20 protein-coding genes are annotated in these 17649 nt (G+C 69.6%); 6 read left to right on the top strand and 14 right to left on the bottom strand.

The window, feature by feature from the left end:
- Positions 1-98 precede the first annotated feature (98 nt).
- Positions 99-962, bottom strand: a complete 864-nt coding sequence (locus tag AB0H50_RS31645) for an arylamine N-acetyltransferase (RefSeq protein ID WP_357459926.1) — start codon at positions 960-962, stop codon at positions 99-101.
- Positions 963-985: 23 nt separating this feature from the next.
- Here AB0H50_RS31645 and AB0H50_RS31640 point away from each other — a divergent pair, with 23 nt between their 5' ends.
- Together AB0H50_RS31640 and AB0H50_RS31635 are read left to right on the top strand one after the other, a co-directional pair.
- On the top strand, positions 986-1174 hold the full coding sequence (locus AB0H50_RS31640; RefSeq protein WP_357459923.1) for a hypothetical protein: 189 nt from the start codon (positions 986-988) through the stop codon (positions 1172-1174).
- A gap of 61 nt (positions 1175-1235) precedes the next feature.
- On the top strand, positions 1236-2414 hold the full coding sequence (locus AB0H50_RS31635; RefSeq protein ID WP_357459921.1) for a winged helix DNA-binding domain-containing protein: 1179 nt from the start codon (positions 1236-1238) through the stop codon (positions 2412-2414).
- A gap of 230 nt (positions 2415-2644) precedes the next feature.
- Here the strand turns inward: AB0H50_RS31635 and AB0H50_RS31630 are convergent, their stop codons facing one another.
- Positions 2645-4240 carry a DHA2 family efflux MFS transporter permease subunit gene (locus AB0H50_RS31630; protein ID WP_357459919.1) on the bottom strand — a complete coding sequence of 532 codons (1596 nt, stop codon included), beginning with the start codon at positions 4238-4240 and terminating at the stop codon, positions 2645-2647.
- Positions 4241-4344: 104 nt separating this feature from the next.
- Between AB0H50_RS31630 and AB0H50_RS31625 the strand changes: the two genes are divergently transcribed.
- Both AB0H50_RS31625 and AB0H50_RS31620 read left to right on the top strand, forming a co-directional pair.
- A complete protein-coding gene (locus AB0H50_RS31625; RefSeq protein ID WP_357459917.1) occupies positions 4345-4794 on the top strand; it encodes a MarR family transcriptional regulator in 450 nt (149 codons plus the stop codon).
- A gap of 42 nt (positions 4795-4836) precedes the next feature.
- Positions 4837-5475 carry a GNAT family N-acetyltransferase gene (locus tag AB0H50_RS31620; protein ID WP_357459915.1) on the top strand — a complete coding sequence of 213 codons (639 nt, stop codon included), beginning with the start codon at positions 4837-4839 and terminating at the stop codon, positions 5473-5475.
- Positions 5476-5557: 82 nt separating this feature from the next.
- On the opposite strand, the gene AB0H50_RS31615 is transcribed toward AB0H50_RS31620, so the two are convergent.
- The 4 genes from AB0H50_RS31615 to nadA all read right to left on the bottom strand — a co-directional run bounded on the left by AB0H50_RS31615 (position 5558) and on the right by nadA (position 10007).
- Positions 5558-6055 carry a YbaK/EbsC family protein gene (locus tag AB0H50_RS31615; protein ID WP_357459912.1) on the bottom strand — a complete coding sequence of 166 codons (498 nt, stop codon included), beginning with the start codon at positions 6053-6055 and terminating at the stop codon, positions 5558-5560.
- A gap of 210 nt (positions 6056-6265) precedes the next feature.
- Positions 6266-7126, bottom strand: coding sequence for a carboxylating nicotinate-nucleotide diphosphorylase (nadC, locus tag AB0H50_RS31610; RefSeq protein WP_357459910.1), 861 nt, complete (start codon positions 7124-7126; stop codon positions 6266-6268).
- A 58-nt stretch (positions 7127-7184) separates the two neighbouring features.
- A complete protein-coding gene (locus AB0H50_RS31605) occupies positions 7185-8870 on the bottom strand; it encodes an L-aspartate oxidase (RefSeq protein WP_357459907.1) in 1686 nt (561 codons plus the stop codon).
- A gap of 93 nt (positions 8871-8963) precedes the next feature.
- Complete coding sequence (gene nadA, locus AB0H50_RS31600; protein ID WP_357459904.1) at positions 8964-10007, bottom strand: quinolinate synthase NadA; 1044 nt, start codon at positions 10005-10007, stop codon at positions 8964-8966.
- Between the two features lie 76 nt (positions 10008-10083).
- Here nadA and AB0H50_RS31595 point away from each other — a divergent pair, with 76 nt between their 5' ends.
- Positions 10084-10836, top strand: a complete 753-nt coding sequence (locus AB0H50_RS31595) for an NUDIX domain-containing protein (RefSeq protein WP_357459902.1) — start codon at positions 10084-10086, stop codon at positions 10834-10836.
- A gap of 312 nt (positions 10837-11148) precedes the next feature.
- Here the strand turns inward: AB0H50_RS31595 and AB0H50_RS31590 are convergent, their stop codons facing one another.
- The 4 genes from AB0H50_RS31590 to bioB form a co-directional block, all read right to left on the bottom strand.
- A complete protein-coding gene (locus tag AB0H50_RS31590; protein WP_357459899.1) occupies positions 11149-11682 on the bottom strand; it encodes a DUF1353 domain-containing protein in 534 nt (177 codons plus the stop codon).
- Between the two features lie 92 nt (positions 11683-11774).
- Positions 11775-12443 carry a DUF2567 domain-containing protein gene (locus AB0H50_RS31585; protein WP_357459897.1) on the bottom strand — a complete coding sequence of 223 codons (669 nt, stop codon included), beginning with the start codon at positions 12441-12443 and terminating at the stop codon, positions 11775-11777.
- On the bottom strand, positions 12443-12670 hold the full coding sequence (locus tag AB0H50_RS31580) for a hypothetical protein (RefSeq protein ID WP_097248370.1): 228 nt from the start codon (positions 12668-12670) through the stop codon (positions 12443-12445). The genes AB0H50_RS31585 and AB0H50_RS31580 overlap by 1 nt, the downstream gene beginning before the upstream one ends.
- Positions 12671-12679: 9 nt before the next feature.
- Positions 12680-13693, bottom strand: a complete 1014-nt coding sequence (bioB, locus tag AB0H50_RS31575; RefSeq protein ID WP_068068418.1) for a biotin synthase BioB — start codon at positions 13691-13693, stop codon at positions 12680-12682.
- Positions 13694-13825: 132 nt separating this feature from the next.
- Between bioB and AB0H50_RS31570 the strand changes: the two genes are divergently transcribed.
- The gene (locus AB0H50_RS31570; RefSeq protein ID WP_357459894.1) at positions 13826-14407 is read left to right on the top strand and encodes a TetR/AcrR family transcriptional regulator C-terminal domain-containing protein; all 582 of its coding nucleotides are present in this window, start codon (positions 13826-13828) and stop codon (positions 14405-14407) included.
- Between the two features lie 52 nt (positions 14408-14459).
- Here the strand turns inward: AB0H50_RS31570 and AB0H50_RS31565 are convergent, their stop codons facing one another.
- From AB0H50_RS31565 to AB0H50_RS31550, 4 genes are all read right to left on the bottom strand, one after another.
- The gene (locus AB0H50_RS31565) at positions 14460-14933 is read right to left on the bottom strand and encodes a hypothetical protein (RefSeq protein ID WP_357459892.1); all 474 of its coding nucleotides are present in this window, start codon (positions 14931-14933) and stop codon (positions 14460-14462) included.
- The gene (locus AB0H50_RS31560; RefSeq protein WP_357459889.1) at positions 14917-15513 is read right to left on the bottom strand and encodes an ABC transporter permease subunit; all 597 of its coding nucleotides are present in this window, start codon (positions 15511-15513) and stop codon (positions 14917-14919) included. Before AB0H50_RS31560 ends, AB0H50_RS31565 begins: the two co-directional genes overlap by 17 nt.
- Positions 15514-15621: 108 nt before the next feature.
- The gene (locus AB0H50_RS31555) at positions 15622-16788 is read right to left on the bottom strand and encodes an alpha/beta hydrolase (RefSeq protein WP_357459887.1); all 1167 of its coding nucleotides are present in this window, start codon (positions 16786-16788) and stop codon (positions 15622-15624) included.
- A gap of 215 nt (positions 16789-17003) precedes the next feature.
- On the bottom strand, positions 17004-17474 hold the full coding sequence (locus tag AB0H50_RS31550; protein ID WP_357459885.1) for an SRPBCC domain-containing protein: 471 nt from the start codon (positions 17472-17474) through the stop codon (positions 17004-17006).
- Positions 17475-17649 lie beyond the last annotated feature (175 nt).

The following is a 17649-nucleotide window of genomic DNA, read 5'->3' as shown; positions in this document are numbered from 1 at the left end:
TGCCGCGGACAGAACCAGGAGCTTCCGGTGGATGCGCACCCCGCCGACGGTACCGAAATCGTCCGTCGGCGCGGCGTATCCGCGAGCCGGTGTCGCGCTCAGCGATCGAGCCAGGGCGCGGCGCTCACCGCGGTGGCGTCGTCCGGGTCGAGCTCGATGTCGAAGACCTCCGACAGGATCTTGGGCAGCTCGCTCGGCTCCAGTTCGCGAGTCTCGCTCGATCCGTCGGGACGTTCGGTGGTCAGAGTCAGACCGTCGAGCACGTGATGCACATCGGGCAGGAAGCGCTGGACGAACGGGCGCGCGGTGAACGGCGAACGCGGCGAGGTGGACACGAAGTGGTTGCCCACCGCGAAATCGATGCGGTACTGCGGTTCGGTCGTGAAGGTGTAGCGGTCGATCCAGCCGTCGCGCGCGAACTGGTGCAGCACCCACAGGTCGGTGCCCAGCTCGCCCACCCTGCGTTCCAGCCGGAAACGCCATTGCCCCAAAGAGAATTCGTCCTCCCGCTCCACCAGTTCGTAGGGCTCGAGCGGGCCGGCGCCGAACCCGACGTCGCAGATCCAGACGCGCTCGTCGTCCGCGGTGGTCACTCGCAGCAGGGCGTGCGTCGCGGGACGCAACCCGCCGGACCCCATGGTCACCCGGCCGCTGAGTCCGGTGACGCCGAAACCTAGTCGTTCCAGCGCGGCGGCGAAGAGCCCGACGTTCTCGTAGCAGTAGCCGCCGCGGCGCCTGCGCACCAGCTTGTCCTGCAAGGTGGCCAGGTCGAGCGGGACCGGGCGGCCGAGCACCGGCTCCAGATTCTCGAACGGAATGGCGGTGGTGTGCAGGCGGACGAGCTCGCGCGACGTCGCGAGGGTGGGCGCGCGTTCACCGTCGAAGCCGATCCGCGCCAGGTAGGCGTCCAGATCCAGGTCCGCTCCGTTCCAGTGGTAAGCCGGGTCTGCTGGCTTGCTCATCTCACGCCTCTCTCGTCGGTGTCTTGTCCGAACAACTGGATCGGGGCGAAAACTGTTCCGGCGAGCGGCGATCTCAGGCGTCCATGCCTGCCGGATCGCGGATAGGCCGCGCGACGGTCGAAGCGGCCTGTGCGCTGTCGGAATCGGCGCTGAGCCGCGCGACGCTGTCACCGATCGAGCCCGCTGTATCGGTGGTCGCCACAGGTTTTTGACGTGCTGCCACCGCGTCGTTCGCGACGATCGAATGTCGGAGGCGGCGGCTAGTATTCGCCTATGCGTTCGATCGATGCCGCCGAGCGGCGCGCGCGACTGGGGGTGCGGCACCGGCTGGCCGACGCGCACCGCACCGACAACGTGACGGATATCGCCAGGTCGCTGGTGGTCTTGCACGCCACCGACCCGGCGACGGTGTTCCTCTCCCTCGGCGCGCGCAGCCACCGCGCGACACCCGCCGACGTGGAGCGGGAGCTGTACGAGCACCGGACGCTGCTGCGGATGCTGGCGATGCGCCGGACGATGTTCGTCGCGCCCGTCGAGCTGGTCCCGGTACTCCAGGCCTCGTGCGCGAACGCGTTGGCGGACAAGCAGCGCCGCACCTACGGACGCTTCCTCGAACAGGCAGGCATCGGGGACGGCGACGTCGCGGGCTGGTGGGCCGAGGTCGAAGCGGAGACCCATCGGGCGCTGCTGGCGCGCGGCGCGGCCACCGGCGCGCAACTCGGCAAGGACGTGCCGCGGCTGCGCACCCAGGTGAATCCCGCACCGGGCAAGGCGTATTCGAAGCCGACCAACATCACCACCTGGGTGCTGGTCACCCTCGGCTGCGAAGGGCGCATCGTGCGCGGGCGACCCAACGGCAGCTGGGCCAGCAGCCAGTATCTGTGGTCGCCGGTGGAGTCCTGGCTGCCCGACGGCGTCGCGGAACTACCCGCCGACGAGGCGCGCGCCGAACTGGTGCGCCAGTGGCTGGCCGCCTTCGGCCCGGCCCCGCTCACCGACCTCAAATGGTGGACCGGCTGGACCCTCGCCGAGGTCCGCAAGGCACTGGCCCGCCTCGATGTCGCCGAGGTCGACCTGGACGGCTCCCCCGGCCTGGTCCTCGCCGACGACCTCGAACCTGTTGCCCCGCCCGAGGATTGGGCCACCTTCCTGCCCGCCCTCGACCCGACCCCGATGGGCTGGCAGTCCCGCAACTGGTACCTCGGCCCGCACGCCCCCGCCCTCTTCGACCGCAACGGCAACATCGGCCCCACCATCTGGTGGAACGGCCGCATCGTCGGCGGCTGGGCCCAGCGCAAAGACGGCGAGATCGTCTGGCGACTTCTGGAGGACATCGGCTCCGAAGGCGAATCCCGCATCGAAGCCGAAGCCGCCCGCACCACCACCTGGTTCGCCGACATCCGCACCATCCCCCGCTTCCGCACCCCCCTGGAACGCGAACTCACCACCTGACCGCCGCGTCCCAATCACGCACACCTGCCACACGCCGCGCGCAGGCTCTATGCCCTGCGAGGCGCGCAAACGCCATGCGATGCCACCGGGTACCAGCCCATCCCGCTGGGAGAGCCCGCTGCCACACATGCCGCCTACGCCTCACAAAGGCGTCGAGCCTGTGCGACGTATGCAGAGTGTGTGGCAGCTCGGCCAGCGTGGTGCGGCCGACCCGCGGGCAACCGTGTGGGCTAACGGACTCGTTCGTCTACCTCGGCGCGCGGGGCGGAACTCGCCGGGCGTTGGCGGATGGACACGGTGGTGGCCAAGGCCAGGATGAGCAGCCCCGCGCAGACGTAAGCGGCGATCGCGAGGCCGGAGGTCATGGCCGCGCGGGCGGCCTCGGCGATCGGGGCGGTAGTGGGGTCGGCTGCGAGGGCGGGGATGGATGATCCGGCGCTGGCTGTGACGGCGTCGGTCAGGTCGTCGGCGGCGGGTGTACCGGCGAGGCGGTCGCGCAGGTCGGCGTCGAGCACGCCGAAGAAGAGCGTGGTGAGCAGGGCTATGCCGAGAGCGGAGCCGAGTTCCCGTGCCGCGCTTTGGATTCCCGAGCCCTGGCCGCCGTGTTCGGGGGGCACGTCGGCGAGCACCACGTTCGTCACCTGCGCGGTGGCGAATCCGACGCCGACGCCGTAGACGAACAGGGCGAGCACGATGGGCCACCAGGGCGTGTCCGCCGCGGCCACGAGCGCGAGCAGCGCCAGCCCAGCGGCCTCGAGCAGCAGGCCGATGCGGACCTGCGCCATCGCCGACGCGGTCATCGAGAAACTCGCCCCGCTGGCGCAGAAACTGCCGACCGCGAGCGCGGCAAGGGCCAGTCCGGTTTGGAAGGCGGTGTAGCCGAGGGTGAACTGCATCCACAGCGGCAGCACCGCGATGATCCCGAACTCGCCGACGCCGACCACGATCGTGACGACATTGCCGTTGCGGAACGAGGGAACGGCGAACAGCCGGACGTCCAGCAGGGGATCGCCACCCGTCCGCACCAACCGCCGCTGTCTGCGCCAGCACAGCGCCAGCGCGCCTGCCGCCGCGAGCAGGGCGACGAGCACCGGCGACGGCCCCCCGCGCCAGGCCACTTCCCCGATCACCAGCGGCTCGATCGTGCGCACCCACCCGTAGTGGCGACCCTCGATCAACGCGAACGACAGCAACCCTAGGCCGAGGACCGACAGTGCCGCGCCGCGCAGGTCGACGCCCCCTCGGACGCGCGGCGAGGCGGGCAGGAAGCGCAGCACCGCGGCGACGATCGCCAGCACCAGCGGGATGTTGATCCCGAAGGCCCACCGCCACGAGAAGTCCGCCAGCCAGCCGCCGAGCAACGGGCCGACCGCGGCCGCCGCGCCGATGGTCGAACCCCAGATCGCGAACGCCTTGGCGCGCGCCTGCCCCGAGAAGCCCGCGTTCACCAGTGCCAGCGAGGTCGGCAGGATCATGGCGCCGCCGATGCCCTGTAGGAAGCGGGCCGCGATGAGCGCGGCCCCGTTCGGCGCCGCGGCGGCCAGCAGGCTGGTCACCCCGAAGATCACCAGCCCGATGACGAAAAGCCTTCGCGCACCGTACAGATCGGCGAGGCGGCCGGTGAGCAGCAGCAGCGCCGCGAACACGATGGCGTAGGACTCCTGGATCCACTGCGCCTCGATCGAGGTGATGCCGAGGTCGTCGATGATCGGCGCGACGATCACGTTGACGATGGTCAGGTCCACGACGATCAGTGCGACACCCAAAGCGACGGCGATCAGCCCCAGCCAGCGCCGGGCGGTGGGTGTCTCGGTCTCGGTCGGCAATTTACCTCCATCATGAAGTTACTTTATGATGAAGCTATTCCGTCGCGGGGTAAGTTGTCAATCCGTGCTGGCACGAGCTCAGGCCCATCGAGAAAGGAGTGCCGGTGTCGAACGACCCTGCGGCGCAACGTGAACGCCTCTCCGAGGGACTGCTGTCCTACGGCGCGAGCTTCGCCGAGCTCGGCCGCCGCTTCGCCGCGGACCTCGGCGTGCACTCCACCGACGCGTTCGCCCTGCTGGAGATCGCCTCCGCCGAGGCGCTCGGCACGCCGATCTCGCCCGCCCTGCTGAGCAAGCGCATCGCGTTGACCTCGGGCGCGATGAGTTCGCTGCTCAACCGGCTGGAAGACGCCGGCTACCTCACCCGCACGCGCGAGCACACCGACCGGCGCGTGGTGACCCTGCGCACCAGCGCGCAGGTCAAAGAACGGGCAGATGAGTTCTTCCGCCCGTACAACGAACGCCAGGACGCGATCTTGGCCGAGTACCCGCCCGAGATCCTCGAACAGTTCGAGACGCTGCTGTGCCGCTTGACGGCGAGCTTGGCAGGCTGACGCGCACCGAACGAGGCCGCTCGTGCCGGTAGTTTGGGTGCGGTGGAGATTCGCGGGTTCACCGAGTCCGATCGTGACGAGTTGCGCGTCCTCGCCCGGCGCGCAGGCGCCGGGGCGCCTACGGAGTCGCTGTGGGGTCATCCGGAGTCCGAGGCGGCGATCTATCTCGATCCCTATATGGATCTCGAACCGAGGTCGCTGTTCGTCGCCGTGCGCGACGGCGCGCTGATCGGCTATCTCGCGGGCTGCGTCGACAGCGCGGCGTTCCCCGGTGAAGACCAGCGCATCGACGAGGCGATTCGCCGATACCGCTTGATCTTCCGGCGCGGGCCCGCGGCGTTCTTCGGGCGCGCCGCGCTCGACACGGTGGGCGCGAAGTTGCGCCGCCTGCCCACCGCGGGCGAGTTCACCGACCCGCGCTGGCCCTCGCACCTGCACATCAACGTGGCCGACGAGGGCAGGGGCACCGGCGCGGCGGACGCGCTGATATCTCGATTCCTCGAGCACGCCGCGGCCGCGGGCTCCCCCGGCTGTCACCTCCAGACCGTGGTCGAGAACACCCGCGCCGTACGGTTTTTCGAGCGGATGGGCTTCGCCGCGCACGGCGCGGAACCCCTGGTGCCCGGCCTGCGATATCGGGGCGGGCGCGTGCACCAGCGAACCATGGTGCGCGCCCTCTGATCAGGGCGTGTTCCTTCCGCGCGGGAGCGAAGGCGCCGCGGTCACGACATGAGTCCGCGCCGTGCGTTCGCTCGCCACCTGTTCACATCGCGGCTTCCTCGGTGCTGCTCTTGCCGCTCTTCGAGAAGTGCGCCTTCTCCGCCCGCTCCATCAAACGCAGGAACTGATCCGTGCGCAGGTGGACCAGCGCCTCGTGGTCGCCCGCCTCGAAATAGACGTCGGGCACCGTGGTGAGGCTTTCGTCCATCAGCGTCCGCACGCCGTACGCGGTGCAGACGGCCGGGATCGCACCGACCTCGCAGTCCTTGAAGACGTCGCGGAGCTCGGACTCCTTGGCCAGCACAAGATGCCGTCCGGTCTGCGACCAGAGTTTCGACAGGCGCAGGTGATGGGTGGATGGCAGCACCGCGCCGACGTAGCCCTGCTCGTCCTCGAGCACGATCGTCTTGGCGAGACGATCACCAGGGATGTTGGCCACCGACGCGGTATGGGCGCTGGTGTAGCTGTGCGGATGACGCACCACTTCGTATTCGACGCCCGCTTCGCGCAGGCATGCCTCCACCGTCGATGACATGGACATTGTGGACCTCCACTCGTTAGCCGGCGCGCCACCGTGTCCCGGTGACGATGGACAGTCGGATGCACGGCGTCAAGCCGTCCTACGAAACAGTCTGCGCCTTTTGCCGACGAATGCCGACCCCTCTTCTCGATCGGATCACCGACGAGAACCAGGCCGCACGCGCCATGGTGGCCCCGCCCGACCGACGCGTTGCCGCCTCGGTCGCGACGCTTACATGTCCAGGCCCAGATCCAGCACCCGCACCGAATGGGTCAGCGCGCCGACGGCGAGGTAATCCACGCCGGTGCGCGCGTAGTCCGCCGCCATCTCCAGGCTGAGCCCGCCTGACGACTCGAGCTCGGTCTCCGGCGCGACGGCGTTGCGCCGCTGCACGGCCGCCTGGGTCTGCCACAGCGGAAAGTTGTCCAGCAGCACCAGTTCCACGTTCTCGGCGAGCACCGCGTCCAGCTGTTCGAGGCTGTCGACCTCCACCTCGCACGGCACGTCGGGAGCCAGCTCGCGCACCGCGCGCAGCGCGTCGACCACCGAACCCGCCGCGACGACATGGTTGTCCTTGATCAGCGCCGCGTCGCCGAGACCCATCCGATGGTTCACGCCGCCGCCGACCCGGACCGCGTACTTCTGCAGGCCACGCAGGCCGGGCAGCGTCTTGCGGCTGTCCCGGATCCGGCAACCGGTCCCCTCGACCTCGTCGACCCAGGCCGCGGTGGCGGTCGCGATGCCGGACAGGTGGCACAGCAGGTTCAGCATGGTCCGCTCGGCCGTGAGCAGCCCCCTGGTCGGCGCGACCACGCCGAGCACGACGTCACCCGCGTGCACCCGGGTCCCGTCGGCTACCCGCTCGGTGACCTCGTAGACATCCGGCCCGATCACCTCGTCGAGCACGAGCAGCCCCACGTCGATGCCCGCCACGGTGCCCGGTTGCCGGGACACCACCGAGGCCTTCACCGCCGCGTCGGCGGGCACCGTCGCCATCGTGGTGACGTCGGGTCCGTAGCGCAGGTCTTCGTCCAGCGCGGTGCGAATGAGCGCGAGCACCTCGTCGCGCTCGAGTGCGGCGTCCAGCGCCATCAGTGCACTCCTCCTCTGTCGGCCCGCGGCGAGCGCGAGCGGAAGTCGATATCGGGCCTCACGGCACCGCCACGCTCAGTGCCGGGGCTTCGGGGTCGTCGGCAAGGCGGGAGGCCAGCGGCTCTCCCTCCGGCGAGCCGCCCACCAGGAACACATCCGGGCGGCCGTCGGCGTCCAAGCGGATCGGAATGCTGTGCCGCAGCGCCTCGTCCGGCTCGGGGTGATCGGATCGCGTATGGCAGCCACGGCTTTCGGTGCGGGCCGCCGCGGCGAGCAGCAGCACGCGGGCCGTGAGCGTCAGCGCGCCGTCCTCCAGTTCCGCGATCCGGCGGGCGGCCAAGTCGTCCGGTGCGGGCGGCACGACGGTCCCGGAATCGGCCAACCGGCTCGACATGCCGCGCAGCACCGCGCGTTCCAGCGTCGCCGCCGCACCCGCGAGCCCGTCCCTGTCCCGCACCACCGCGGCGTGCGCGGTCATGACCTGCTGCAGCGCCGCGCGCGGAGCCCGTGGCATGGTCCGCGGTCGCACGTCGGTGACCTCCGCGGGCGCGCCGAGGCGCTCCACGGCCGCCGCGCCCGCCCGCTCGCCGACGACGAGGCCCTCCAGCAAGCTGTTGGACGCCAACCGATTCGCACCGTGCAAACCGGTCCGCGCCACCTCCCCCGCGGCGTATAGCCCGGGCACGCCGGTGCGGCCGTGCGGATCGGTGACCACGCCGCCGCACTGATAGTGCGCCGCGGGCGCGACGGGAATCAGGGCCGTCCGCGGATCGATGCCCGCGGCGAGGCAAGACGCGGTGATCGTCGGAAAACGCTGGGCGAAACCGTCGATCGCGCGGCCGTCGAGGAAGACGTGATCGGTGCCGAGCTCGCGCATCCGTGCGGCGATGGCGCGGGAGACGACGTCGCGCGGCGCGAGATCACCGCGCGGATGCACCCCCGCTGTCACCGAATTGCCCTCGGCGTCCACCAGAGTCGCGCCCTCGCCGCGCACCGCCTCGCTGATCAGCGGCCGCCGGCCGAGCCCGCCCGGCGTGTACAGCACCGTCGGATGGAACTGCACGAATTCCAGGTCCGCGACGGTCGCGCCCGCCCACAGCGCCAGCGCGATGCCGTCGGCGGTGGCGCCCGGCGGGTTGGTGCTCAGCGCGTAGAGCTGGCCGAGCCCGCCGGTGGCGAGCAGCACGGCCGGGGTGTGCACCACGCCGAAACCCCTGTCCGACACCGCGATCACGCCCTGCACCCCGCTCGGCCCGGTGACCACCTCGCAGGCCGCCGCGCCGAACAGCACCGGAAGACCCGCCGCGTTGAGTGCGCGCTGTACCTCCGCGCCGGTCGCGTCGCCGCCGGCGTGGATGATGCGGCGCGTGCTGTGCCCGCCCTCCCTGGTGCGCGAAATCTGGCCGTCCCGGCCGAGATCGAACACCGCGCCGAGGTCGGTGAGCGCCGCGACGGCGGCCTGCCCGCCCTCGACGATCGCGCGCACCGCCGTCGTCTCGCACAGACCGGCCCCCGCCTCCACCGTGTCCCGCACGTGCGACTCGATCGAATCACCGTGCGGCGCGACGACGGCGATGCCGCCCTGCGCGTACTGGGTGGAGGTGTCGATCGGCCCGCCCTTGCTGAGCGTGAGAACCCGCAGCCCGCGCAGTGACGCGGTGCGCGCCGCCGTCAGTCCGGCGACGCCACCGCCGATCACCACCAGGTCGGCCGAGGCCTCCCACTCGATTACCGGAGCATTCATCTCCGCCAGCCTCTCGTTCCGAGCTCGGGCGCGGAGACCACCGCGCCCGCCGAAGTCACGCGACGTCGCCCGCCGCATGCCGACGGCGTCGGCTCACTCGCCGCCGCCCGGATTGCCGATCGCGATCATCCGCTGCACCGAATTGCGGCCGAGCGCCGCGGTTTCCGGATCCACGTGCACCTCGTCGGCGCCCTCCACCAGGCAGCGCAGCAGGGCGGCGGGGGTGATCATCTTCATGTACTTGCAGGAGGCGCGGTCGTTGACGGCCTGGAAGTCGATGCCGGGGGCGGCCTTGCGCAGCTGGTGCAGCATGCCGACCTCGGTGGCGACCAGGACCTGGCTCGACTTTGCGGCCTTGGCGGCGTCAATCATGCCGCCGGTGGACAGGATGTGCACCCGGTCGGCCGGGAACGCGCCCTCGCCCGCGAGGTACAGCGCCGAGGTGGCGCAACCGCACTCGGGGTGAACGAACAGCTCGGCGTCCGGGTGGCTGCGCGCCTGCTCGGTGAGCTCGTCGCCGTTGATGCCCGCGTGCACGTGGCATTCGCCCGCCCAGATGTGCATGTTCTCGCGGCCGGTGACCCGCTTGACGTGCGCGCCGAGGAACTGGTCCGGCAGGAACAGCACCTCGCGGTCGGGGTCGATGGAGGCGACCACGTCGACGGCGTTGGACGAGGTGCAGCAGATGTCGGTGAGCGCCTTCACCTCGGCGGTGGTGTTCACGTAGGACACCACGACCGCGTTCGGGTGCTCGGCTTTCCATTCACGCAGCTCGGCGGCGCTGATCGAGTCCGCAAGCGAGCAGCCCGCGCGCTGGTCCGGGATCAGCACGGTCTTCTCCGGGCTGAGGATCTTCGCGGTCTCGGCCATGAAGTGCACGCCGCAGAACACGATGGTGTCCTCGGGTGCCTCGGCCGCGATCCGCGAGAGCGCCAGCGAGTCACCGACGTGATCGGCCACGTCCTGGATCTCGGGCAGCTGGTAGTTGTGCGCGAGAATGGTCGCGTTGCGCTCCCTCGCCAGACGCTTGACCTCCTGCGCCCACTCGGGCGTCGCCGCGACACCCGTGTAGCCGGACGGTCCGTCGAACACCTGCCCCATCAGCGGAGGCGCCAGCTTCGCACCCGTCGTCGCCATGATGGCTCCCTTCCTCGTGCGCCCGGCAACACCGCCGATTCACACCAAACCAGGTTTTCGTCTTACAATCGAAAACGTGCCCCATAGTAGCACCATCCACGAATCGCTCACCGCGGTGTTCCAGGTTCGCCGCTTCCCGACCGGCAAAACGGCAGGTCAGGGCGTCACGAATGGCGTATCGGGCCCGTGCCCGCCCGGCCAGCGCACCGAGCTGGCCGTGTTGCTGTGGGAGCGCGCGCTCGACCCCCAGAAGGGCACCTGGTCGCTGCCCGGCGGACGACTGGGCGATGGCGAGGACCTGGACGGCTCGGCGCGCAGACAGCTCGCCGAGAAGGTCGACGTGCGCGAGCTGACCCACCTGGAGCAGCTCTCGGTCTTCAGCGACCCCGACCGCGTGCCCGGTCCGCGCCGGATCGCCTCGGCCTACCTCGGGTTGGTCCCGCTGACCGCCGAGCCGGAACTGCCCGGCGACACCGCATGGCACCCGGTTTCCGCACTGCCCGCCATGTCCTTCGACCACGGCACGGTCGTCGACCACGCCCGCACCCGGCTGGCAGCCAAGCTCTCCTACACCAACATCGCCTTCGCGCTCGCCCCGTCCACTTTCACTATGTCGACGCTGCGCGAAATCTACTGCGCGGCATTGGGTTACGACGTGGACACCACCAACCTCCAGCGCGTCCTCGCACGCCGCAAGGTGATCACCCCCACCGGTGCCACCGCCGCCCCCGGCCGCGCGGGCGGCCGCCCCGCCGCCGTCTACCGCTTCACCGACTCCGGCCTCCGCGTCACCGACGAATTCGCCGCCCTCCGCCCCCGCGCCGAATGAACCCCGGCGGCCGAATCACGCGTCGTGGGAACGATTTCGGTGTTTCGGTGTGCGGCGGTAGCGGTGGTTGCCTGGAATGGGTTGAGCCGCGTTGGAGCGGCGGAGTTCGTGGCGGCGGCGCCAGGCGGTCAGATCCGGGCGTTCCGAAGGGGTTCGGGACGGGTCGGGTTGCTTCGTGGTGTGCGGTTGGGCGTGCATGGTCGTTCACCTCCTCCCCTTGGCTCACCCGTTTGCTTGCCGGGTCACGGTAGCGGCCGGAAGCGGACCGTTCCACCGATTTTCCGGTGTGCTGGCCAGCGGCCCGAAATCCGTTCAGGCCGTTTTCATCTGGGGTGTCGGAGGCGGCGCAGCCGTGTGCGCGATGAGACGGCCCGCGCCCCAGAACACCAGCTCCACCAACCAGAAGAACCACAGGGACAGCGTCACCACGACGACAGGCATCGCGAGGAAGAGCACCGAGGGCACCGCGACGAGCAGGAACAAGGCGAACTCGCGCGCGTTCGCACCGGCCAGCCGGTTCGCCGAGCGCACCGCCGCCCACATCATCCAGCGGCGCGGCACCGAGACGCCGAACTCCCGCAGGCAGCGGCGGAACAGGGCGTCGGCGTCCGCGGTGCTCACCTCGCGCGAGTGCAGCAAGTAGTCGTGCAGGATGGCAGCGCGGGTGTAGGCGCCGTAGCGGGGAATAAGCCAGACCAGCGCGCGCGGCACCGACGCGAAATCGGTGCGGAAGCCCGCGGGCACAATGAACTCCTGCATATCACCCTGATAAACGAGCGGCTCCGACAACACCCAGAACTTCGCGTCGATCTCCTCGACGACCGGACCCCCACCGATGAACGCCACGCCCCGTCCCTCTCCGAACGCAACGGTTTTCCACCATTTTACGTGGTAGAGGCACGAAAGCAGGGCCGCGAAGGCAACGGTTGGGCGACGGGTCAGCGAGCCGGACGCGACACGGATCCCGACCCGTCCTCGGTCGCCGGATCGTAACCGCCATAGACGCTTCCGTACGGCGCGCGGGGCACGGCGGCGTCGAACCCGATCGGCTCGAACTCCGCGGCCCGGCGATAGCGACCGAATGCGCTGCCGTAGCCGGTGCCGAGATCCTCGGACGGACTGAGCGCCGCGAGGAACAGCAGCACCAGCGAAGCAACCAGCGGCTGCACGATGAACGCGAGGGCGGTACCGACTTGCGTTGGCAGCTCGACGATCTGGCCGACCGGCGGGTCGTCTGGGCGCGGATGCAGCGACTCGGCGACCGACTCCCCCACCCACGCCATCAGATACGCGCCGATCAGCGAGCCGGACAGCAGCCCGACCTGGAGCAGCGGACCGCGTATGGTGCGCAGCCGCCAGGCCGCCACCGCGGTGAGCAAGCCGGTCACCGCCCCCGCGCAGACGAACAGCGCGACCGCGTCGAACTGGTGCGTGCTCTCCCCGGTCAGCGGCGCGCCACGTCCCGGCTCGGTGACCAGCAGCTGCTCGGTCGGCGCCAGCCAACCCCACAGCACGCCGACGAGCGCGCTGCACACCGCCACCGCCGCCAGGACCAGCAGCGCCGCTCCCGCCTCGCTCCGGACGCCGTCCGCCCGCACGGTCGCCACTAGCGGTGTTCCAGACTCTTCGAGTCGATCACGCCGTGCCGCGAGCACTTGGCCCACCAGCCGTCGGGACTCACCTGCACGATCATGCGGCGCCCGCACTGCTCGCAGAAGCGCGGCGGCTCGAGGCCCAACGCGGCCGCGGCCGGCACCGCGTCGTCGAGACCTGGCACGATCCGTTTGCCGGTGAACGGGTTGTAGCGCTCGTCCATATCCATGACAGTACTCATGGCAGGGCCCTACAGCGTTTCGTTGAGCGCCTTGATCGGCATCTTCAGCTCGCCGAGCAGATCGAGGTCCGCCTCGGCGGGGCGGCCGAGCGTCGTCAGGTAGTTGCCGACGATGACGGCGTTGATGCCGCCGAGGATGCCCTGCTTGGCGCCGAGATCGCCGAGGGTGATCTCACGGCCGCCCGCGAAGCGGAGAATGGTGCGCGGCAGCGCGAGGCGGAACGCGGCGACGGCGCGCAGCGCGTCGGCGGCGGGCAGCACCTCGAGGTCACCGAACGGGGTTCCCGGGCGCGGGTTGAGGAAGTTCAGCGGCACCTCGTCGGGCTCCAATTCGGCCAGCTGCGCGGCGAATTCGGCGCGCTGCTCCAGTGTCTCGCCCATGCCGAGGATGCCGCCGCAGCACACCTCCATGCCCGCCTCGCGCACCATGCGCAGCGTGTCCCAGCGCTCCTCCCAGGTGTGCGTGGTGACGACCTGCGGGAAGTGCGACTTGGCGGTCTCCAGGTTGTGGTTGTAGCGGTGCACGCCCATCGCGGCCAGCTGGTCGACCTGCTCCTGGGTCAGCATGCCCAGCGAGCAGGCGACCTGGATGTCGACCTCGTTGCGGATGGCCTCGACGCCCGCCGCGACCTGAGCCATCAGCCGCTCGTCCGGCCCGCGCACCGCGGCGACGATGCAGAACTCGGTGGCGCCGGTCTTCGCGGTCTGCTTGGCCGCCTCGACCAGGCTCGGGATGTCGAGCCACGCGGCGCGCACCGGTGACTGGAAGAGGCCGGACTGCGAGCAGAAGTGGCAGTCCTCGGGGCAGCCGCCGGTCTTGAGGCTGATGATGCCCTCGACCTCGACCTCGGGGCCGCACCACTTCATGCGCACCTCGTGGGCCAGAGCCAGCAGTTCCTCCAGCCGGTCGTCGCCGAGCCGCAGCACCTCGAGGGTCTGCTCCTGGGTCAGACCCTCGCCGCGCTCGAGCACCTGCTCGCGGGCGATCGCCAAAACATCGGTGTCAACGGGTGCCTGGGTCACTGCACGAATCCCTTCGGCTGGTCTGCCTGTCGGCGACGGCACCTCGCGTTCGAGGTGGCCGTGCAACTTGAACGGTGTTCAGGCTAGGGTAGCGGTAGGAGTGAGTCAAAACACGACGGGGAAGGAATTCGGGTGCAGCTGCACAGGGCGGACGTGGTCGACGGCGCCATCGCGATTCTCGACCAGTACGGCCTCGCCGATCTGACCATGCGCAGGCTGGCGAGCTCGCTTCAGGTGCAGCCCGGCGCGCTGTACTGGCACTTTCCCAACAAACAGGCGCTGCTCGGCGCCGTCGCCGACCGCATACTCGCGCCTATGGAGGATCCGGTGGCCGCCGAGGAGTGGTCGGGCCAGATCACCGAACTCGCACACCGGCTGCGCGACTGCCTGCTCGCCTACCGCGACGGCGCCGAGCTGGTCTCCTCGACCTACGCGTCCCGCCTCACCACGAGCAAGGGCCGCGAACGCCTGGCGAGCGCGGCCATCCGCGCCGGAATGCCGCGCCACGAGGCGGAGCTGTCCGCGTTCACCCTGCTGTACTACGTGCTCGGCCAGACCGTCGACGAACAGTCCCGGATGCAGATGGACTCGGCGGGCGCCCTCGCCGAGGACACCCCGATCGACGAAACACCGGACGCGACAGCCCGATTCGACTTCGGCCTGCAACTGTTCGTCGCGGGCGTGCGCCACCTCCTCGGCAGCCGCGTCCGCTGAACACGACCACGGTCACGATGTCCGTCCTCCCGTCGCCGAAGTTGCCGCCTGGCTACGCCGCGGCGTTCGCGAGCTGCCGATAGAGCCGCGCCAGCTTCGCGGCGTCTTTGCGATCGACTCCGATCCCCTCGTCGATCTCCCGGGACAGAAGCTCGAGCCAGTCCGCGATCGCCGCGTGCTGTGCGGGGCGGAGGCCGCGCAGGGTCGTCTCGTCGTCGCGTCGCGCACTGCCGAGAAAGCTGCTGAGATAGATCCAGAGCTCGAAGTCGTACGGTTGGATCAGCATCAGCTTCAGCACCGCGGGGAGGTAGTACTCGACGGCCTGCGCGGTCATGTACATGAAGTCTTCCATGTGCAGGCCGGGCAGAAAGCTCGAGCGGTCGATGTCCGCCCGCGAGCGGCCGAGAAAATGCGCGATGACATACGGCGCGTCGATGCTCGGCGGTGCGAGTTCGTTCTCGGTGAGCGGCATCGAGCCCACGAACACCTGATCGATTCGGTGCGTGACCTCATCGCGACTCCTCATGGCCACCACCACAACCTACCTCACCACCAGCGCGTACATGGGCGCGTCCGCACCGACCCCCGCACACCTCGCACCCACAGACCTCGGACCCTTTGATGCGGTAATCCGTGGCCGCGCAACATCTTCGACATCCAGCACCACCACCGTGACGTAGCGGCCCGCGGCCGCGATGGCGGCGGACGAAGCCCGCACGCGAAAGCTGCACCGTCTCGGCGAGTTCCATGTAGCGGACGTCCACGCTGCGCAGGTGGGCGTGCGTGTTGACGTATACCGGGACGAGCACGCTTGCGGTGATGACGATGAGCTTCATCTCCCCGCCGATGCCGAACCAGACGATGAACAGCGGGATCAGCGCCAGCGTCGGAATCGCCCGATTGATCTGAACCGGCCCGTCCAGCAACGCTTCTCCGACGCGGCTCAACCCGGCGGCCAGCTCGCGAGCAGCACCCCGATGATCACGCTGAGACCGAGACCGATAGCCGCGCGCAGCACCGATCACCCACGCCGCCACCAGCAGCAGCGTCGGGCCCAGGGCGATGCCGAACGGAATCGGCTTGCCCGGTCCGAGCCTGCGTCGCATCACCTTGCCTCTGACCCGCAGCTCGGCGGGCGCGGCGTCCGTTCTGCCGAATCGGCCGAGAACGCCAGCGTCCAGGGTCGCCTAACGGCAGCGTGATTCGAACCGGTGTCAGCGCGGCGCCGCGGCGCTGCGCACCCCGCGCACCTGATCCAGATACCGCTGCACGAACGGCAGCACCTGCTGGGCGATCACCTTGTCGTACTCCGCGGGTGCCTGCCTCGGGTTGGCGTGGCCGGTGCCACGCGGCAGCACGACCAGCAGGCTGCCGTCCACTCCGCCCACCCGTTCGATCAGCACCTGATGCGAGTATTCGACATCGACGACGCGGTCCCGTTCGGCGTCGCGCGGCCGGATGTAGACAATGGCCGGGCGCGGCTTGCCGTTCACCGGACGGGAGAGGGCGCGTAGATTGTCGATCGCGCCGCCACCGACGATGGCCAGGAACTGGGATTCGATCAGCCCGTTGCTCGCCGCGTTGCGCGACATCACCTTTTCGGTCGCGACCTCCACGAGGACGTCCCTCAATTCGGCGAACCGGATCGTGGGCACGGGATCGGCGGCGCGATCGACGAACCGGTCGCGCCGCGCGTAGGTCTCCACGGCCATGCGCAGCGCGCGGCTCTCGCGCGCTCCCGGCAGCCAGCCCATCCAGCGCAGCATGTCCTCGCCGCGTCCGCGGCTCTCCGGGCGTACCGCGTTCAAATCGACAGGCGTGCAGTCCAGTAGCACGCCGACCAGCCGCCGATCGCTGTCCAAGTGGATGTGCTGGGCGACCTCCAGCGCGATGACCCCGCCCATGCTGTGCCCGACCAGCACGATGTTCCGTACGCCCGACATCTGGGCGGCGCGGACCACGAGATCGGCGATCACCTTGCTGTCGATGCCCTGATTGTCGTATTTGATGGCCCAGACCACACCCATCCGCCGCAGCGCTGGCATTGCGGACGCCGTGTCGGAGGCGTTCAATCCGCCGAGGCCGACGAGGTCGACGACCGCGGTGTCCCAGTTCTCCTCTCGCGCGGGAGTCGCGACCGGCAGCAGCGCGGGCTCGGTCAACGCGAGTCTGGCGCGCTCGGGAGCGACATCGTGCACCCAGTACTGAGTGAACACGATGAGTACGAGTATCAGCAGTGCGGCGACCCGCAAAAGTGCCAACCTGGTGCGGCGCAACGTCGTCCACCGGTGCCCGAGGCGGGTCTCCCGGAGTCGAGCCTTACGTCGCGCATCATCCCAGTCGGTGACGGTGGACGGGTGCCGATCGTCCAACGGCGACATTCCTTCACGGTAACGACGGATGTGGACGGCTGCCACATGGTTGCCGTCTGGCGGAGCAGCCCGGCACAACCTCTCGGCCGCTCCGTGAGCAGGTGAAGCGGTGGAACATGTTACGGCCCTACCGGATCGAGCCCCGGCGAGAGAGCCACTGCGCGAACCAGGCGCTGCGCTGAATTCGCACGACAGGATGCTCGATCGGGCGTGCCGATCTCCGCTCAGTCGAGCGTGCCGGTCTCCGCGAGCGTGGCGAGTTTGGCGAGCGCTAGGCGCCAGCCGAGTTCGTTGTCTTCCGGTTTGATCGCGCTCGGCACGCCCTCGTGGATCGCCACGAGGTCGGTTCCGCCGTCTTCCGCGTCGGAAAGGGTGATGGCGATGGTCATCTCGCCGCTGGCGGCCGGGTCGTCGGTCTCGAATTCGAGCATTTCGACGACCTGTTCGTCCGGAATCAGGGTGACGAAGCGCCCCTGGTAGGTGTCGGACTGCGCGGTGGTCTTACCGGTGTCGGTCGGATCGTCGTAAGTGAGGGTGATGCGGAAGCAACCGCCCTCGCGCGGCTCGAATGCGTGGACGTGGCTGGTCATCCCGGTGGGCACCCGCCATTTCGCGACCGCTTCGGCATCCAGCAGCAGCCCGTAGACCGTCGTCCGTGGCGCGCGAATGTGTTTGCCGATCCTGGTGCTGGACATGGCACCACGGTAGTCCGATCCGCCCACGTGGGAGATACGGAAACTCCGTAAAACGCCGAAAGCCCCCGACCGTGGTCGGGGGCTTTCGCGAATGATGTTCCGGCGGTGTCCTACTCTCCCACACCCTGTCGAGTGCAGTACCATCGGCGCTGGTGGCCTTAGCTTCCGGGTTCGG

Origin of the sequence: Nocardia sp. NPDC050793 (assembly GCF_040654065.1) — a bacterium.
In the GTDB taxonomy this organism is placed as follows: domain Bacteria; phylum Actinomycetota; class Actinomycetes; order Mycobacteriales; family Mycobacteriaceae; genus Nocardia.
Note: the sequence above shows the minus strand (reverse complement) of the source record. Positions and strands in the feature narration are given on the sequence as shown.

Coding starts and splice junctions, on each gene's coding strand:
- AB0H50_RS31645 (WP_357459926.1), bottom strand. CDS start 962: ATGAGCAAGCCAGCAGACCCGGCTTACCACTGGAACGGAGCGGACCTG.
- AB0H50_RS31635 (WP_357459921.1), top strand. CDS start 1,236: ATGCGTTCGATCGATGCCGCCGAGCGGCGCGCGCGACTGGGGGTGCGG.
- AB0H50_RS31615 (WP_357459912.1), bottom strand. CDS start 6,055: ATGTCCATGTCATCGACGGTGGAGGCATGCCTGCGCGAAGCGGGCGTC.
- nadC (WP_357459910.1), bottom strand. CDS start 7,126: ATGGCGCTGGACGCCGCACTCGAGCGCGACGAGGTGCTCGCGCTCATT.
- AB0H50_RS31605 (WP_357459907.1), bottom strand. CDS start 8,870: ATGAATGCTCCGGTAATCGAGTGGGAGGCCTCGGCCGACCTGGTGGTG.
- nadA (WP_357459904.1), bottom strand. CDS start 10,007: ATGGCGACGACGGGTGCGAAGCTGGCGCCTCCGCTGATGGGGCAGGTG.
- AB0H50_RS31580 (WP_097248370.1), bottom strand. CDS start 12,670: ATGAGTACTGTCATGGATATGGACGAGCGCTACAACCCGTTCACCGGC.
- AB0H50_RS31565 (WP_357459892.1), bottom strand. CDS start 14,933: ATGAGGAGTCGCGATGAGGTCACGCACCGAATCGATCAGGTGTTCGTG.
- AB0H50_RS31560 (WP_357459889.1), bottom strand. CDS start 15,513: ATGCGACGCAGGCTCGGACCGGGCAAGCCGATTCCGTTCGGCATCGCC.
- AB0H50_RS31555 (WP_357459887.1), bottom strand. CDS start 16,788: ATGTCGCCGTTGGACGATCGGCACCCGTCCACCGTCACCGACTGGGAT.
- AB0H50_RS31550 (WP_357459885.1), bottom strand. CDS start 17,474: ATGTCCAGCACCAGGATCGGCAAACACATTCGCGCGCCACGGACGACG.